This window comes from Pseudomonas reactans, assembly GCF_013387025.1.
Classification (GTDB): domain Bacteria; phylum Pseudomonadota; class Gammaproteobacteria; order Pseudomonadales; family Pseudomonadaceae; genus Aquipseudomonas; species Aquipseudomonas reactans.
Genome location: NZ_JACAQP010000021.1, coordinates 51,884 through 69,945, shown reverse-complemented (window position 1 = coordinate 69,945; position 18,062 = coordinate 51,884). Strand labels below are relative to the sequence as shown.

Here is an 18,062-nt window from a genome sequence, read left to right as displayed (position 1 = left end):
GGTGCGGCATAAACGGGCTTGATGAGTTTCTATGGATCATGAAGGCGCATCCTTGGCGTGAAAAACGGGCTCGTCCCAACTCCGTGCTGAGAGAGGCTCACGGCAAAATACCGACCGCCTCCCACGATGAAATCAGAAATGCGTAATCGACTATTTCCAACAACACACACCCCGCGAATCCAGCGAAGGAGCGCCTTTTCGCAATGTGTGGCCGAATATGAACACCTCAGTCGACAGCCCAGTCAACATGAGACAAACTCAACACTATCGAGTTAATCATCAATATTCCTCATGGAGTCCACAGTGCTGGAAATCCGCCACCTGAAAACCCTGCACGCCTTGCGCGAGGCCGATAGCCTGGTCGAAGCCGCCGAACGCCTGCACTTGACGCAGTCCGCCTTGTCCCACCAGTTCAAAGAGCTGGAAGAGCGCCTGGGCATGCCGTTGTTCGTGCGCAAGACCAAGCCGTTGCGCTTCACCAGTGCCGGACTGCGCCTGTTGCAACTGGCCGACGCCACCCTGCCGCTGCTGCGCGGCGCCGAGCGTGATATTGCGCGGTTGGCCGGCGGCACTGCCGGGCGCCTGCACATGGCGATCGAATGCCATAGCTGCTTCCAGTGGCTGATGCCGACCATCGACCAGTTCCGCGATGCCTGGCCGGAAGTCGAGCTGGACCTGGCCTCCGGCTTCGCCTTCGCCCCGCTGCCAGCCCTGGCCCGTGGCGACCTGGACCTGGTGGTGACCTCCGACCCGCTGGACCTGCCGGGCATCACCTATGTGCCGCTGTTCACCTACGAAGCCATGCTCGCCGTCGCCAACCAGCACGCGCTGGCGACCAAGGCGTACATCGTGCCCGAAGACCTGTTGACCGAAACCCTGATCACCTACCCGGTGGAGCGCGACCGCCTGGATATTTTCACGCGTTTCCTCGAACCCGCCGATGTGGAACCGGCTCAGGTGCGCACGTCCGAGCTGTCGGTGATGATGATGCAACTGGTGGCCAGCGGCCGTGGCGTGTGCGGCATGCCCCATTGGGCGCTGCATGAGTACAGCTCGCGTGGCTACGTGAAGGCCAAGCGCCTGGGCGAGAAAGGTTTGTTTGCCACGCTGTATGCCGGGATTCGTGCGGACATGCTGGATGCGCCGTATATGCGCGATTTTTTGCTGACGGCCAAGGACACGTCATTTTCCACCTTGGATGGGGTCAGCGCAGTGCGCTAGCGCGCAAGCTCGCGCCACATGTGGATCTTGTCGAAGTAATCCACACCAACCCGCACCGCCAGCGGCTCCAGGCCGTACTGGATGAAACCGCAGCGCTGGTACAGGGCAAGCGCCGCTTCATTGCCGGCGGTGACCGTCAGCTGGATCACTTTGAGGCGCGGCTGTTTACGCGCTTCGTCGAGTGCCGCTTCCACCAACTGACGGCCCAAGCCTTTTTGTTGGTGGTCCGCATTCACGTACATGCCGAACAGGGTCACCTTGTGCCGCGCTTTTTCTCGCGGCTCAAACGCCAGGCCGACAATGCCGGCCAACTCATCCCCGTCAAACGCACCGAGCAGGCAATCCAACGGGCTGCTCAAGCGTTTTTCCCACCAGCTCAGCGGCATTGCCGCACGCTCCGCCACGCTGGAGGTAAATGCCTGGGGATAGGCGCCATACGCCTCCAGCATCAACGCCCGATACGCCTCGGCATCGCTGGCCGCCAGCGTGCGGATGATCATGCCGTCAGCGAGGCACGGTAAAACGGCAGGATCAGATCGCGCGTCAGCGGAGCCAACTGCAGGCCGCCGTCTCCAGCCGGGTCGATCCAGCGCACTTCTTCAATCTCGGCGGCAGGCGTGACCGCCACATCGATCTGCACCTGGAACAGCTCGGCTTCCACGGTGAAACCCGGCTCGTTGACCGCAGGCGCGGAAAACTTGCCGAGGTAGACCGCAGCGCTTGGCTCGATACGCAGGTTAAGCTCTTCGTGCAGCTCACGGGCCAGGGCTTGCGCAGGCTGCTCGCCAGCATCGATCTTGCCGCCAGGTTGCATGAACGCTTGGGTGCCGCGTTTGCGCACCAGCAGGGTCTGGCCGTCAGCGCCGATCAGGAGGGCGGCGGCGATGCGGATGGTGGAGGGCATGAACGATCTTCCTTGGCTGCAAAGGGCCAAGGATCACATGATCCGCAGACACGCCGCAATCAATGTGGGAGCGGGCTTGCTCGCGAAAGCAGACTGTCAGTCACAGCATCTGTGGCTGATACTCCGCTTTCGCGAGCAAGCCCGCTCCCACATATTGAACTCACTTCAACCTGAAATGATCGCGGGGTCTTTGATGAACACGCTGTAGCGCGCCCCTTCCATGGTCTCGAAGGCAATCAATTTATCCACCAATGGCAGGTTCAACACTTTCCCGGCGTTGAGCAACAGCATGCCGTTGTCGGCATTGAGGTTGCGCGCGAGCACCATGCCCTCCGCAAGCTCGCGTGTACCGAGGACTTTGACGTTGGGATCACCCAGGGTCACGTCATTGAGGTAGGTCGCGCAGACCAGCACAAAGTCTTCGACCATCACCGGGTCATACAGCCGACCGGCGTATTTGCGGATGTACAGCAGCGCTTCGTCGCTGTTCATCTGCCGCTCCAGGATCAAGCCCTTTTGCAACTCGATGAAATCCACCGCCAGTTTCAACAAACGGGAACCGGCAGGAATCGCTTTGCCTTTGAGGTGATCGGGAAAACCGCTGCCATCCCAACGTTCCTGATGATGGCGGATCAGGCGCGCGGCGTCTTTCATCGGTTCCAGGGTCATCAGCAGCGATTCGCTCTGGGTGGCGTAGGCGCGATAGCGTTCACGGTCGCTGCTGTGCAGCAGGTCCGAGGGTGAGGCCATCATGCTGTCGCTCCAGCTCAGCTTGCCGATGTTGTAGAGCGCGGCGGCCATGGTCAGGTCGCGGTTGCTGGCCTCGTCCAGACCATGGGTGTTGCACCAGGTGCGTACCAGTTCGATGATCTGCCGGTTGGTCTGTTTGGCGCGCGGCAGGCGTAGGTTGGCCAGCAACGAGAACACTTCGGTGCCGGTGGCGTAGCTATGTTTGAGTTCTTCATAGGCCAGGTCGAGCATATCGGCGGTCTGCTGCAGTTCGCTGGTACGCGAGGCCACGCGCTTTTCCAGGGTGGCGTTGAGTTGCTTGAGTTCATCGTTCTGCTGCTGGATCAGTTGTTCGAGGCGCAGCCGTTCCAGCTCGGAATGCTGATGGGCCAGGGATTGGCGCAATGCCAGCAGCAATTCTTCGTCTTTCCAGGGTTTGCTCAGGTAGCGGTAGATTTCGCCTTCGTTGATGGCTTTGACGATCAGGGTCAAATCAGTCTCGCCAGTCAGCAGAATGCGCACGGTGTGAGGGTAGTGTTGATGGATATGCGCCAGCAACGAGGCGCCGTCCATGTCGGGCAGGCGTGCGGCACTCATCACCAGGTCGACGGGTTGGCTGGCGAGAATGGCCAGGGCATCCGCAGCGCAGGTGGCGCTGTGCAGATCGAAGGGTTCCAGCCGCAAGAGTTGGGTGAGGCTGTGGAGGACGTCCGGGTGAGCGTCGATCAGCAGCACCACGGCACGTTCGGCATCGGTGAAAGTGACTGACTCTCCCATGGGACACCTCGGATCGTCGGTGTGCGGTCCTTATGGTCTGGGTCTGCCTTCCTGGCGATTACTGACTTGCCTGTTACTGAGTAGCTTAGTAGATTTTTCAGAAAATGATGGCCTTTCAGTATCACCCCTTTTCAACCGCCAATAAAAACCCGGCACTCTCGCCGGGTTTGAAGAAGTCGAACATCAGGCGCAATGCGCGACTTTCTCCACTTCCTTGGATATCTGAGCGCCCTTGGCAATTTCCACCGTACGCAAATCATAAGCAGTCTGCAGGTTAAGCCAAAACTGCGCGGATGTTTCCAACGCAGCGGCCAAGCGAAGCGCCACATCAGCACTGATGCTACGGCGCATCAGCACAATGTCATTCACCGTGGGCGCGGAGACATGCAGCGCCCGCGCAAGGGCTGCAGCCGTAAGGCCCAACGGCTCCAAGTACTCTTCCTTGAGAATCTCTCCAGGGTGTACGGGACGCATGCCGTTTTTAAACATGATTCACCTCAGTGGTAATCCACAATTTCAACGTTTTGCGGACCGTTAGGTCCCCAAATGAAACAGATCCGGAATTGACCATTGATTCGGATGCTGTGCTGCCCCTCTCTGTCACCGTACAGTGCTTCCAGCCTGTTCCCAGGTGGCGAGCGCAAGTCGGCAAGATCAATGGCCGCATCGAGCATGCTGAGCTTTCGTTCAATCACCGACACGATGGCAGACCAGCGCCGGGTTCGACCGGTTTCAAAAAGGGTTTTGGTATCCGCACATTTGAAGCTTCTGATCATCGCTTAATGCTTAACGTTATTCGTTAACGCCGAACTCTACACGGGTTCCCAGGATATTCAACGGGTCATTGAGCACGCTCAGGGATGTAGCGACAAACGGTCAGCACCGAAGCAAAAAAGCCGCTCCAAATACCGGAGCGGCCTTCGAGGTGAAAGCTGTAAACCTCACGCGTCAGCTTTTTTCGGACTCGAACCGAACGAAGCGAAACGCTTGTTGAAGCCGGCAATTCGGCCTTCGGCCTGGGTCTTGCGCTGTTGGCCGGTGTAGATCGGGTGCGAAGCGCTGGAAACGTCCAGCGGGATGTACGGGTAAGTGTTGCCGTCGCTGTGTTTATGGGTGCGGTCGCTGTCGGCGGTGGAGCCGATCAGGAAGAACACGTCGGCGGCAGTATCGTGGAACAGCACGGTGCGGTAGTCGGGATGGATACCAGCTTTCATAAGGCCTCCGGGGCGTCTGGGTGCATTTGATGTGTTATACAGTAACACAAATCATGCACCCAAACGAGAACCGATTGCAATAAGAATAGGCCCGTCGCTTCTATGCGGCTTCCTGGAAGTCCATCTCCGGTGGCTGCTGTGAGAACCCGCGAGTCAGCACGCCCAGGTAAACCAGGCCGATCGCCAACCACACCAGGCCCAGGTAGATCGCCAGATGATCGAGGCTGACCATCAACCACAGGTCCGCCAGCAGGCCAATGAACGGGAACACCAGAAACAGGATCAACTCGCGCAGGCCTCTCTGCTTGGCGCCAATCCAGTAGTGGAAAATCACCGACAGGTTGACCAGACTGAACGCCAGGAATGCACCGAAGTTGATGAACGAGGTGGAAGTGGTCACGTCCAGCTTCAACGCCAGCAGCGCCACCACCGCACACAACAGGATGCTGTTGACCGGCGTGCCGAAGCGCGCATGCAAGGCACCGAAGAACGACTTGGGCAACACACCGTCACGGCCCATGGCGAACAGCAAGCGCGAACCACTGGCCTGGGCCGACAGCCCCGAGGCGAACTGGCCGACAATCAATCCGATCAGGAAGATCGACACAAACAGGTCGCCACCGATATTGCGCGCGATTTCATACGCCGCCGAATCCACATTGGCGAATTCGAACGACGGATGGGCCACCTGCACAAAGTAGGACACCGCCACGAAGATCAGGCCGCCAATCAAGGTAATCAACATGATCGCCCGTGGGATGGTGCGGCGTGGGTCGCGGGTTTCTTCGGTCAGCGTACTCACCGCGTCAAAGCCCAGGAACGAGTAGCAGGCGATGGCCGCGCCGCTCATGATCAACGGCATGTGCATCTGGCCATTGAAGAAGGGGGCGATGGTCCACAGCGGCTTGCTTGCGTCACCACCGATGTAGTGAATGCACAGCGCCACAAACGCAATCAACACCAGAAATTGCACGAGCATCAGCAACGCATTGATGCCGTTGGCCAGCTTGAGGCCGACGATGTTGATGGCGCTGGTGATGCCGATAAAGGCCAGCACCCAGATCCACTGCGGCACCGCCGGGAACGCCGAATTGAGGTACGCCGCCCCGATCAGCCAGATGGCCATGGGCAGGAACAAATAGTCGAGCAACACCGCCCAACCGGCGATAAAGCCCAGCTTGGGGCTGATGGCCTTGCGCACATAGCTGTAGGCGGAACCGGCCACCGGAAACGCCGAGGCCATTCGCCCGTAGCTCATGGCGGTGAAAAACATCGCCACCAGGGCGGCCAGGTAAGCGGCGGGGACCATGCCCGCAGTGGATTGCGCCAGGATGCCGAAGGTGCCGAGCACGATGATCGGCGTCATATAGGCGATGCCAAACAGCACCACCGACCCTAATGACAGGGTGCGTTGCAAACGAGCCATGGGTGATTCTCCGCGCAATTATTAGATTTATGGCAGAACTGAAGTCGGTGTTGCGAATGTCATTTTTCTTATGATCAAGTCTGTTTCGTGTGGCGAGCGGGCTTGTCCCGCGTTGGGCTGCGAAGCGGCCCCCAAAACCTGCCCCTGAGATCTGCTCGGAAAAATGCGGTGAATGTCACTGGGGCTGCTGGGCAGCCCAACGCGGGACAAGCCCGCTCGCCACAATGGTCCGATGCACAAAGGGAGATCAGTGTTGTGGGATCAACAGCTCGCGCGTCCCATCGCTGTGCTCAATCACCTCACCCGGCAATTTCATGCGCTGGTCATCCAGGTAGCGGTAGTCCTTGCGCGCCGCTGCCAGTCGGTCGAGATCCAGCTCAACCGCGAATTGCCCCTCCTCACGCCCCGCTTCAAACAGCAGCGTGCCAAACGGGTCCACCAATGCACTGCCGCCGGCGAACACCAGGTCGCCATCGCCCGCTTCCACCCGGTTGACCATCAGCGCGAACGCCTGGTTTTCCTGGGCTCGGGCCATGATCGCGGTGCGGTGGGTTGGACCGTAGGGGTCCATGTTGCCGTTGGTGACAATCAGCAACTCGGCACCCAACTGCGCCAGGGCGCGAGCAGTTTCAGGGAACTCGATGTCGTAGCAGATCAACAGGCCTACGCGCAGACCGTTCCACATGCAGGTAGGGTAACGGTCACCCGGGTTGAATACGCCTCGCTCCAAAGGCCACAAGTGGGTCTTGCGGTACTTCAGGGCAATGCCTTCGGAAGTGATCAACAAGGTGGCGTTATAGAACTGGCCGCCATCATTTTCGGCGATGCCGATGACCACAGCGACGTCGCGTGCACGAGCTGCCTGGATAATCGCCTGCACGGCGGGGCCATCCAGCGGCTCGGCGATGGCCGCGACGGTCTCGGATGTCGGGAACCCCGTCAGATGGGTTTCCGGGAATACGATCAGTTGCGTATCGTCGGCGCAGGCAGCAATTGACGCCAAGGCGCGCTCAAGGTTGTAAGCTGTATCGTTATCACGACCGGCCAACTGGGCAAATTCGACCTTCATGGGTATTCCTTGTTCTTTAGCTGTGCCGCAGTATGCGCAGCCTCAACCCACCAGGGAATCACGCGGCGGGGGTAACCCGATAGGGGTAGATCAATGACCATGTCGCTGCAAGACATCGCCTGGCACCGTGCGGTGGGGCAAATGATAGACGCGCTGGACCAGCCAAACTTCTGGACCCAGCTTGTCCGATTGCTGGACCAGTACGTGCCGTCCGACAGTTGGGTGGCACTGTTGTTCAGCAGCGAACACCGCCCGCTGGTGTTCGCCGAATGCCCAGGGGCCGACGGCACGCCGGACCACCTGTTCCAGGACTACCTCAACGGCCTGTACCTGCTAGACCCCTTCTACATCGCTAGCCGCGAACACGCGCGCACCGGGCTTTTGCGCCTGGCCGAAGTCGCGCCGGAGCACTTCGAACTCACCGAGTACTACCAGCGCTATTTCCGCCTGAACGTGGTCGCCGATGAAATCCAATTTAATTGCCACCTGCCGGATGGGCGTACCCTGTGCCTGTCGCTGGGATCGAAGCAACGCTTTGACCCGCAGCAGATCGCTCTGCTGTCGCTGATTCAACCTTGGGTGGTGAGCTTGCTGCGCCAGCGTCTGCCGTATGAACTCAGCCAGGTCAGTACGCCGCAACCGATCCAGACTGATGACTGGGGTGCGCAACTCACCGTCCGCGAGCTGGATGTGGGCCGCTTGATGCTCAGCGGTTGCTCCAGCAAGGAAATCGCTCGTAAGCTGGAAATCTCTGTTGAAACCGTGAAAGTCCATAAGAAACACATCTACAGCAAGCTAGGGATCAAATCCCAGTCAGAGCTGTTCTCGATCTTTCTACAGGCGCAAAACGCCTAGCCGATGAGTCCGAACCAAGGAAAACCGTATGAGCCTGTCGTTATTAAGCCGTTACGCCTTCTTTGCCGTGTGCGTCATTTTCACCCTCGCCAGCCTCCCCTTCATCGAGCACGAATGGCTGTGGCCGATCACCCTGGTCACGGGCGTATTGAGTCTGATCGGTATTTTCGACCTGCTGCAAAGCCCGCACGCCGTGCGCCGCAACTACCCGATCCTGGGCAATATCCGTTATCTGGTGGAAGCCATCCGCCCGGAAATCCGCCAGTACCTGCTGGAGTCCGACAGCGACGCCCTGCCCTTCTCCCGGGCCCAGCGTTCACTGGTCTATTCGCGCGCCAAGAATGAAACCGCCGACAAACCCTTCGGCACCCTGATTGACGTGTACCAGTCGGGCTTCGAATTCATCGGCCACTCCATGCGCCCGGCGCCGCTCAGTGACCCTAGCGCATTTCGTGTGATGGTCGGCGGCCCGCAATGCACGCAGCCGTACTCGGCATCGGTGTTCAATATCTCGGCGATGAGTTTTGGCTCGTTGAGCGCCAACGCGATTCGCGCACTCAACCAGGGCGCCAAACTGGGCAACTTCGCCCACGACACCGGCGAAGGCAGCATCAGCCCCTACCACCGCGAAAACGGCGGCGACCTGACCTGGGAGCTGGGCAGCGGCTACTTCGGCTGCCGCACCAGCGACGGCCGCTTCGACCCGGAACGTTTCGCCGTGCAGGCGCAGAACCCGCAAGTGCGCATGATCGAAATCAAGATGAGCCAGGGAGCCAAACCCGGCCATGGCGGTATTTTGCCCAAGCATAAGGTCACCCAGGAAATCGCTGAAACCCGCGGCATCCTGATGGGCGAGGACTGCATCTCGCCGTCACGCCACAGCGCGTTTTCTACGCCAATCGAATTGATGCAGTTCATTGCCCAACTGCGCGAACTGTCCGGCGGTAAACCCGTGGGTTTCAAGTTTTGCCTGGGTCACCCTTGGGAATTCATGGGCATCGCCAAGGCCATGCTCGAAACCGGCATCCTCCCGGACTTTATCGTGGTGGACGGCAAGGAAGGCGGCACCGGCGCTGCGCCCGTGGAGTTTACCGACCATATCGGCGTGCCACTGCGCGAAGGCCTGCTGTTTGTGCACAACACCCTGGTGGGCCTGAACCTGCGCGACAAGATCAAGCTCGGCGCCAGCGGCAAGATCGTCAGTGCGTTCGACATTGCCAGCGTGCTGGCCATCGGCGCCGACTGGGCCAACTCGGCGCGGGGCTTTATGTTTGCGATTGGCTGTATTCAGTCGCAGTCATGCCACACCAACAAATGCCCGACCGGCGTCGCGACCCAAGACCCACTGCGCCAACGCGCCCTGGTAGTGCCGGACAAAGCCCAGCGTGTGTTCAACTTCCATCGCAACACCCTCAAGGCCCTGGCCGAGATGCTGGCTGCGGCGGGCCTGGATCACCCTTCACAACTGTCGGCCAAGCATCTGGTACGGCGTATGTCCGCCACCGAGATCAAGCTGTTCTCGCAATTGCACGTGTTCCTCAAACCCGGCGAATTGCTCACCGGCGAGGTGAATGGCGAGTTCTATTCGCGTATGTGGCAGATGGCACGGGCGGATAGTTTTGAACCCCATGAAGTGGCTGCCGCCTGATAAATAAACAAACCCTACCTGCTGAACCGGACCACCGACGGCATCGCTGAAACAAGGAGATTCACATGCCGTTACTGGATTTCGCCGCCATCGCCGAGCAACTGCCCGATACTTGGAAATCAACGCGCCTGGGCCAGGTTGGCCCGGCGCGGGTCAAGGTGCTGCGCATGGATGAGCAGGCGTATGAGGAGGAAACCCATGATTACAACGAAGGGTTGTTGGTGATCAGTGGGTGTCTGCACTTGTCACTGGGCGGCGAACCGATCCAGGTCGGCGCCGGCCAGATGTACCTGATGGAAGCCGGCACCGCCCATGCCGTGCTTGCAGGCAGCCATGGCACGTTGGTTATCCTGGATGTCTAGAGACATTCAGTAATACCCAACCTTTGCAATTGCTTACAAATACCGCCAACCTGCGCCCGCCCGACGTGCGGCGTACGACAACACCCGCGTTCGCCTGTCCTTACTAAACCTTTCGTACAAGAGCCCGCTGCCATGCTGAACGGACGCGACCCACGCATCGATTTTTTTCGGGGCCTGGCGTTGATCTTCATTTTCTGGGATCACGTCCCCCACAACCCCCTCGGCCAGATCACCCTGCGCAACATCGGTTTCAGCGATGCGGCGGAGGTGTTTGTATTTCTCGCCGGTTATGCCGCCGTGCTCGCCTACGGCAAGATCCTGCAACGCGACGGCTACTGGATTGCCTCGCTGAAAATCCTGCGGCGCGCCTGGGTGCTGTACGTGGTGCATATATTCCTGCTGGCGATGCTGATGGGCATCGTGTTCTTCGCCAACAGCCATGTGGAAACCCGCGACCTGGTTGAAGAGATGGGCCTGACGCACTTCGTCACACACCCGCAACAGGCACTCACCGATGAATTGCTGCTGCGCTTCAAGCCCAACCTGATGGACCCGCTGCCGCTGTACATCGTGCTGTTGGGCGGTTTGCCGCTGGTGTTGCCGTTGCTGCTGCGCAAGACTTGGGCGGTGGTGGGCGTTTCGTTGACCGTGTACCTGCTGGCGCCGTGGATGGGCTGGAACCTGCGGGCGATTGCCGACGGCGTGTGGTATTTCAACCCCGTCACCTGGCAATTGTTGTTTGTGCTGGGCGGCGCAGCGGCGATTCATGCCCGTCAACCACGTCCTGTCGAGACACGTGGCTTGCTCAGGCAGCCATTGTTCGTCGCGGCGGCGGCCTACTCGGTCATGGCCGGGATCATCACGATTTCCTGGCGCTGGCCCGAGGTGCATGACGCGTGGATGCCCTCGGCGCTCAGCGACCTGCTGTACCCCATCAGCAAGACCGACCTGTCACCCGTACGCCTGCTGCACTTCCTGGCCCTGGCCTATGTCACCGCCAAACTCTTGCCCAGCGTGGGCTGGACCCGCCACTGGCTGGCGCAACAAAGCTGTCGCATGGGCCGTTACTCACTGGAAGTATTCTGCCTGGGCGTGCTGCTGGCGCCGTTGGCGGACATGCTCAATGCCCTGGCGGGCGACGCGCTGGCCATGCAGTTGTTCAGCGCAACAATGGGCGTGGTACTGATGGGGCTGCTGGCGGCCTGGCTGGAGTTCAACAAGCGCCTGGACACGTCACTGCAAGAGCGCCGCGCCCGTGCCGTCATTACATAGTTAACCCCGACGGCACCTTCGGCGGTGCTTCCATGACCTTCCACTCATTGTGAAAGGTCATGGTTTATGTCGACGTATCAACTGCTCAATGGTTTATCCGGGAACCTGCAATCCAGCACGTCCTGGGCACGCCAACAAGCCCTTGAGCAGATCCAGCACAACGTGATTCAAGCCTTGAGCAGCTTGAGTCCAGCGGAAAAAACCCGCTACCTCGCCCTGCAACGCGATGCGTTGAACGCCCTGCTCGCCCTCGAAACCGCCCAACAAGCGCTCACGCAAGACTTCAAAACACAGGGCCTTGCGCAACTACGCGCAAAAATCGGCGGGCGCGATCCCGAGCACTACAGCCTGTTCACCCTGTACAAGGAAAAACGCGAACAGGGCTTCCCCTGGGACCCGCCACAGTCACTTGCCCCGGTGGGCTATGTGTCCAGGCAGCGCACGCGACGGGCCCAGTACGACTTTCACTACATCGAACACCTGAAACAGATGTCGCTGTGGGAAGCCGCTTGCCTCAATTTCGGTTTCACCCATGCTATCCCCGGGGATTCGGGGTTCAGCCAGGTGGAGGCCAGCTACATTGTCGGCCCGGACAATGACCGAAGCCTCGACGCCGCCACGTTTATCAAGGCGGCTCGTGAGCTGGACCTGGGTCGCCAATTGCGCGATAAAACCCGCGCCGCCATGGCCGCAAACGGCCCGCTGCACCGGTTATTCATGGCGTCAGCCAAAGCCAGCCTGTTGTTTGACTTGATCGACGCCTACCGCAACCGTGCCACCAGCGGCGTGACGCTGGAGTACTACAACCGGCTGCACGCCGCCCTCGAAGGCTCCGGCCCACAGTTGCCCTTCGACACCCTGAACCTGAACTCCGGTGTCACTCCCATCATCTCGGTGCCGTTCGTGCCGTGGGACACCACCCTACCGGTGCCCCTGCTGCTGATCCGCGTGGCCAGCCTTGGCGTGTTGTCCTATTTCCCCGCCCGCCCTGACGGGGCCCTGCAGTACCACAATGATGCACAGACGGCAGAACGTGCGCTTCGCCAGCAATTGCTCAGGAGCCACGATCAAAAAGACCTGGGTTGGTTTTCCAGGCAACTGCCATTGCTGGGTCTCTCGGTGTTCAAGTCCCTGCTCGACAAAGAGCAACGCCCCAAAGGCCTCAACGCGTTGGCTGGCTACCTGTATGACGCCTTCCACAAGGCCTTCCCGAAAAAGACCCTCGAAAACATCCGCTTCAATACCGACATAAAATCCGGCCGCGAACTCACCCTGGTACAAGCCTATGCCGCCCGCCAGATGCAGCGCTTCCAGACAGACCTGGACGCACTGGCACAAATCCGTTCGGAAAAAGACTGGCAAGCCCTCAAGGACGCGGCGGCAGCGATTGCCGGCGAGGTGCTGCAACTGCTACTCACACCACTGCCCGGCGGCGTTACTGGAATGAACCGGGTCATGCAACTGGCGATGATGGGCAGCCTGACCTACAGCGCCGCCCAAGGCATCAACGAACTGGGCAAGGGTGAGGCCAGCGGGTTTGCCTCGGCCCTGGCCGATGTAGCCGACCTTGCGGTCAGCGGCAGGTTGATCTCGACCGCTGGCAAGGTGCACCGCCAACGCATGCACGCGTACCTGGAAAAACTCGGCAACCCGCAGAAAATCACACGCCCCGACGGCAGCCACGGCCTCTGGAAAGCCGATGCCCGGCCGTACGCCCATGACAATCAGCGTTTGGTCAACGGTATCACCCCCAACGCACTGGGTATTTACACGTACCGGGCCCGGCACTACGCCAAGCTGCGTGAGGGCGAGTTGGATGTACTGGCCGAAGTCCGCTTCGACGAGGTGCATAAACGTTATGTGCTCACCAACGGCAAGGACAGCTACACCCCGCCGATTATTTTCGACCCGGCGATCCAGGCGTGGATCTTCGACCTGCACAACGCCCATGTCATGTCCAACCACGAGTTGCTGCAACGCATGCTGCCCAACGGGTCTTCGACCGTCCCGCCAGCCGACCTCGAACAGATGCTGCGCAGCACCGCCACCACACGCACCACCCTGGACAAGGTCTGGCGCGGCGAAGCGGCGCCACTGAACCTGATCGAAGGCGTGCGGCGTTTGCAGGTCGACCGGGTGATCCGGCAGATCATCACGACCTTTGCCCATACCGGACACCTGCCTGCGCACGCCGACGGCACGGTCTTTTGCCTGCTGACCCAGCTGAGCGGCTGGCCGACCGACAGCCTGTTGCACATCCATGACGCACAGGGCGTACTGATCGAGACCTATGGCAAAACCGAACAACCGCCGCCCAGGCCGCACGCCATCAACCTCAAACGTCGCGACGACGGCAGCTACACAGGCCTCAATGACGAAGGCGACGGGCAGTGGCTGCAACGGATCATCCGCCAGCAACCGCCCGGTTCGACGCTTGGCAAAGAAGGCCAACCCAACGCCAGCGAAGATGCTCGCATCAGCGCGGTACGTGAGCAGGTCGCAGCGTTGGCAAACACCGAGCAACACGCCCTGTTTTCAGCACTGTTCGATTACTGGGGTTTTGAGAAAGGCGATCCCGCCACGGCCATGCAGGTCAGGCGATTCCTGCCGGTCAAGGTGTCCCCTGCCCTGATCACCGTCACGCCCTTACTGAAAAAACTGCGTGAGCTGAACCCGCCGTTAACTGCCGCTGCCCTGGACCGGATTCTCGTCGAACACCCGTTGAGCCCCCGTGAGCAGGCGGCCTTTCTCAGCGGCGGCACACTGCCGGTGGCCTTCGCTGAAGTGATCAGCCACCACCGCACCGCGCTACGCATCGACGCCGTGATCGACAGCCTCTACCACCCACGCGACTTCAATGCCGATACCGATCTGTGGGCCCGGGAGTTTGCCGGTGCGCTGATCCGCGACACCCTCAAGCGTCCCTTTGTGGTGACTGATATCACCCTGGGCGAGACCTTCGTGCCCAGTGGGTTGGACGACAACACCGTGAATCTTCGCTTGCACCACGGCGGTCGCTACCGCGGCTACGATATCCGTAACGACAGTGAAATCCCTGTTTCGCCGGCACAGGACAGCTTCTACCTGGCCATCGCTTCAGTACTCCACCCCCACGAACGCACACTGCTGGGCATGAACAGCGTCACCGACGCCAAGGGCCTGCGTAAAACCCTGGGCGATAACATGAGTGCACGTCGCAACCCCGAAGGGTTTGTCAGCCTGGTCAACGGCTCGCTGGTGCAGTACGAACACCACCTGATGCTGTCACCGGCCCTCAAGCCCAGGGCCGATGGGATCTTCACGGTCGAGGGCAAGGACTACCTGCCGCTGTCCGGCAGCCTTTACCCCATTGTCTTCGATAAAACCCGCTTCAAATGGCGGCTCAAGCACCCGAGCAAGATCGGCGTCGACACCCCGCTGCTGGAACACAACGGCCACGGTGCCTGGCGACTCGCCAGCGAGAACCCCATGACCTGGGACACCCACCAGTTGTTCAGCCGCCTGGGCCACCGGGACTATGCGTTCACCCAGCCGCGAGCCAATCAAATCCTCGCCCTGACCGACACGCCAGACCACGTATTGCGCCAGGTTCACCGCACCGGCCATCCGCCACCGCCGCTGCTGGCCGATACCTGCAAGCGCTTCAGGATCGAGCAACAGATTCAATACTTTATCAACGCACTGCAGGCGAACCCGAACACCCAGGAGGCAAACCCGGACCTGCAACTGCTGGTGATTTCCTCGATGCCGGGTTGGCCGGACAGCCACCGTCTGCACATCACTGGCACCGATGGTCAGGTGCGCTATCAATACCCGGACAACGGAGCGTCGAACGTTGAAACCATCACCCTCACTGACCAACAGTACAAGGGCGCCCAGCTACTGAACGAACTGACCCGCAACGATGGATTGATCACCGCTCTGCTTGGCGAACTGCCCGCCACCCCGCAAGAACGGCTGTTCAAACTGGTGAAAAAAATCGTCGAGTTCGCGCAGAAGGAAACCAACAGTCTGTTCGATTCACTTTATCGGGAGAGTGAGCACCGCCAACCCGATGGGCTGCTGGAACGGTTCAAGGCCGAACATGCCGACTTACCCAACCGCGCCATCGAGGCCATCCTCGGCCACGCTACCCGGCGCGAACTCAAGCAGCTGCACGAACAGGGCAAGGTCAGCCTGCGCCTCGGCGAACAGGCCAGGTTGACCGCCCATGAACTGCGCCTGAACCGTGCCTTCGAAGGGTTGTACCTGGACAACCTGATCAACCCCGACAGCGACAAGATCACCCTGCACCTGCTCGGTAAAGTGCCCGGCTGGCCCGTCAACCTGCGTGTCGAGGTACGCGAGCGGTCCTTCAACGGCCCCAGTATCGAAAGCGCCGGGAACCCGGCCGGGACGTTGCGCAAAGTGCTGGTCAAGACGCACCGGGGGTACCAGGCCTACGACGCCGCAGAAACCGCAATCGCCGCCAGTGGCAGCAACTTGCTGGCGGCCATCGTCCAGACCTTGAGTGGTCCTGAACGGAACTCGCTGGGCATTAACGATGAATTTGACCTTACGCCCCTCCAGGAACAGATCGCCCAATTGGCGCTGGCCCGGCGCGTAGAAATCAAAGGCCTGCTGGACATTCCCCACCTGCAACCCTGGCTGCAACCGGCCATGGGCCTGGATCGCTCGTTTCTCGTGTACCCCATCTGGAGCCGGTTCTGGCCGTTTGCCGGTAATCGGGCACCGAACCTGATGAACCGTGTCCAGGAACTGTATCCACGGTTCGACAATGACAATGCCCGCCACTTTATCCGCCAGCTCAACCTGGATGAACCCGCCGCCCTGATCGAGCTGGACCGGCGCCAGGCCGAGTTCAGTTTTATGGACACTGAACTGACCCGCTGGAGCGATACCCCACGCCCGATCGACGACGCCCAGACAGACCCCTTGGGCCTTAACCTGGGCCAGCGCCGCTCTATCGCCAACCAACTGCGCCGGGCGTGGCGACGTGAAGAGCCACCCCGGCATTATGTCGCGGGCTTGATTGATGCCCATTCACTGACACTGCGACTGGACGACATCGACCTGCCCATGGCGGCCTTTGCCACAGGGTTCACCGGCTTCGCACACATCGAGTACCTGAATATCGCCGCGAATGCGTTCCCAACCTCAGGCGATGCCTTCCTCGCCCTCTTCCCTGGGCTACAAGCACTGGAAATCGACTGCCAGTTGACGGACCTGCCAACCTCTATCACCGACATGAGGCAACTCACCTACCTAGACCTGCAAGCCAACAGACTTCGTTTAACCGCAGAGTCCGCCAGCCGCCTCGAAACCCTGGTGAACCTGCGTACCCTTGACCTGAGCGGCAACCTCCTGGGGGTCCTGCCGGACATTACCCCGATGACCCAGCTCTCGACCTTGAACCTCAGAGCCACCAACCTCCATCAATGGCCCATGGGCGCCGCGCAGCATGGGACTTTGATCGGGTTGTACTTGCAGGAAAACCAACTCACCACCATTCCTGAACAAGTCTTTACCCACCCCAGCGGCACCATCCGCAATCGCAATACGTACCTGCATGACAACCCCCTGTCCGCACAAACCCGGCAACGCATTACGCAATACATCATCGACACCAATATCTTCATGGCTGGCGCCTTTCCCGGCATCGCCCACGTGCTGCCGGCCGAACGCAACATCGGCCCCTGGCTCAGCGCCCTCAACAAAACGCAGCACGCCCCGGCAACTGACCTGTGGGCCCATCTGCTGAATCAGGAGGGCGCGCGACCTGATGACGTGTTCAGGGTGCTGGCAGATCTGGCACAGTCCCACGATTACCTGCAGGGAGGCTCAACACAAACCACGCTGACGCGCCGAGTCTGGAGGTTACTCAATGGTCTGGGCGAATCCACTGAGCTGCGCGAAAAAGTCTTCCTCAACACCAGCGCAGCGGGCACCTGTGGCGACGGTGCGATGCTGCTATTCAGCAACATGGAACTCATGCACCGAATCCACCAAACCCTCGCGCGTTACGGCGAAAATCGCATCGATCAGGAACTGCTCGGCCTGGCCAAACAGGTGTACTACCTGGAGCAGCTGGATCAGTTCGCAGAGAACCAGATCACTCGATTGACGGCCGACAACCGTTCGCCGGACCCGGCCGAAATAGTCTTGTTTTATCGGGTAAGGCTGCGCGAAGAGTTCAACCTGCCGGTTCAAATCGACCAGATGCTGTACACGGTGCACGGCTATGGCGTGGTCGAAAAAGACGTGCAGGATGCAAGGCAAATGCTGTTGGGGCTGGAGGGGTCTGTGGGGCTGGCAAATTCGTACAGGACACGCGACTTCTGGATCGACTACCTGGAGCGTCGTTTTCCCGACCCCTTCTTAACCATCAAGAATGCAACCCGCTACAAGATCGGGCAATTGCAAAAAGAGGTTCCGGACAAGCGCTCCGAAGAGCATCTGGACAAGCTGCAAGCACTGCTCGACAAGGAAACAGAGGAGCGTAATCGACTGATCGACCAACTGACTCAAGCGGCACTTCACGCCTTGCGCCACGCTTGAGGTGATCTAGGCTGCCTGTGAGACAGG

At 60.0% G+C, this 18,062-nt stretch carries 14 protein-coding genes; 6 read left to right on the top strand and 8 right to left on the bottom strand.

Annotation, left to right across the window (positions count from 1 at the left end; genetic code table 11):
- Positions 1 to 303 precede the first annotated feature (303 nt).
- Positions 304 to 1,221 (top strand): transcriptional regulator MetR, encoded by a 918-nt coding sequence (gene metR / locus HX793_RS20990; protein WP_016977494.1) that lies wholly within the window; start codon positions 304 to 306, stop codon positions 1,219 to 1,221.
- Here metR and HX793_RS20985 read toward each other — a convergent pair.
- The 8 genes from HX793_RS20985 to HX793_RS20950 form a co-directional block, all read right to left on the bottom strand.
- The gene (locus tag HX793_RS20985; RefSeq protein WP_177053263.1) at positions 1,218 to 1,721 is read right to left on the bottom strand and encodes a GNAT family N-acetyltransferase; all 504 of its coding nucleotides are present in this window, start codon (positions 1,719 to 1,721) and stop codon (positions 1,218 to 1,220) included. The two genes, metR and HX793_RS20985, sit on opposite strands and share 4 nt — an antisense overlap.
- The gene (locus HX793_RS20980) at positions 1,718 to 2,125 is read right to left on the bottom strand and encodes an NUDIX hydrolase (RefSeq protein WP_177059402.1); all 408 of its coding nucleotides are present in this window, start codon (positions 2,123 to 2,125) and stop codon (positions 1,718 to 1,720) included. Before HX793_RS20980 ends, HX793_RS20985 begins: the two co-directional genes overlap by 4 nt.
- A gap of 165 nt (positions 2,126 to 2,290) precedes the next feature.
- Positions 2,291 to 3,631, bottom strand: coding sequence for a response regulator c-di-GMP phosphodiesterase, NosR family (gene nosR, locus HX793_RS20975; protein ID WP_177094852.1), 1,341 nt, complete (start codon positions 3,629 to 3,631; stop codon positions 2,291 to 2,293).
- 183 nt (positions 3,632 to 3,814) lie between these two features.
- Complete coding sequence (locus tag HX793_RS20970) at positions 3,815 to 4,120, bottom strand: HigA family addiction module antitoxin (RefSeq protein ID WP_033896386.1); 306 nt, start codon at positions 4,118 to 4,120, stop codon at positions 3,815 to 3,817.
- An 8-nt stretch (positions 4,121 to 4,128) separates the two neighbouring features.
- Positions 4,129 to 4,407 carry a type II toxin-antitoxin system RelE/ParE family toxin gene (locus tag HX793_RS20965; RefSeq protein ID WP_038846016.1) on the bottom strand — a complete coding sequence of 93 codons (279 nt, stop codon included), beginning with the start codon at positions 4,405 to 4,407 and terminating at the stop codon, positions 4,129 to 4,131.
- Between the two features lie 165 nt (positions 4,408 to 4,572).
- Positions 4,573 to 4,845 (bottom strand): type B 50S ribosomal protein L31, encoded by a 273-nt coding sequence (locus tag HX793_RS20960; protein WP_016970719.1) that lies wholly within the window; start codon positions 4,843 to 4,845, stop codon positions 4,573 to 4,575.
- A 100-nt stretch (positions 4,846 to 4,945) separates the two neighbouring features.
- Positions 4,946 to 6,271 carry an APC family permease gene (locus tag HX793_RS20955; protein ID WP_016977498.1) on the bottom strand — a complete coding sequence of 442 codons (1,326 nt, stop codon included), beginning with the start codon at positions 6,269 to 6,271 and terminating at the stop codon, positions 4,946 to 4,948.
- Between the two features lie 247 nt (positions 6,272 to 6,518).
- Positions 6,519 to 7,340: a carbon-nitrogen hydrolase family protein gene (locus HX793_RS20950; RefSeq protein WP_177053261.1), complete on the bottom strand. Its 822-nt coding sequence runs from the start codon at positions 7,338 to 7,340 to the stop codon at positions 6,519 to 6,521.
- 93 nt (positions 7,341 to 7,433) lie between these two features.
- On the opposite strand from HX793_RS20950, the gene HX793_RS20945 reads away from it, so the two are divergent.
- From HX793_RS20945 to HX793_RS20925, 5 genes are all read left to right on the top strand, one after another.
- A complete protein-coding gene (locus tag HX793_RS20945; RefSeq protein ID WP_177053260.1) occupies positions 7,434 to 8,195 on the top strand; it encodes a helix-turn-helix transcriptional regulator in 762 nt (253 codons plus the stop codon).
- A gap of 28 nt (positions 8,196 to 8,223) precedes the next feature.
- A complete protein-coding gene (locus tag HX793_RS20940) occupies positions 8,224 to 9,843 on the top strand; it encodes an FMN-binding glutamate synthase family protein (RefSeq protein ID WP_016977502.1) in 1,620 nt (539 codons plus the stop codon).
- Positions 9,844 to 9,908: 65 nt separating this feature from the next.
- Positions 9,909 to 10,205, top strand: coding sequence for a cupin domain-containing protein (locus HX793_RS20935; protein WP_177059406.1), 297 nt, complete (start codon positions 9,909 to 9,911; stop codon positions 10,203 to 10,205).
- Between the two features lie 132 nt (positions 10,206 to 10,337).
- Positions 10,338 to 11,477: an OpgC family protein gene (locus tag HX793_RS20930; RefSeq protein ID WP_177053257.1), complete on the top strand. Its 1,140-nt coding sequence runs from the start codon at positions 10,338 to 10,340 to the stop codon at positions 11,475 to 11,477.
- A gap of 66 nt (positions 11,478 to 11,543) precedes the next feature.
- A complete protein-coding gene (locus HX793_RS20925) occupies positions 11,544 to 18,035 on the top strand; it encodes an NEL-type E3 ubiquitin ligase domain-containing protein (RefSeq protein WP_177094854.1) in 6,492 nt (2,163 codons plus the stop codon).
- Positions 18,036 to 18,062: the final 27 nt, after the last annotated feature.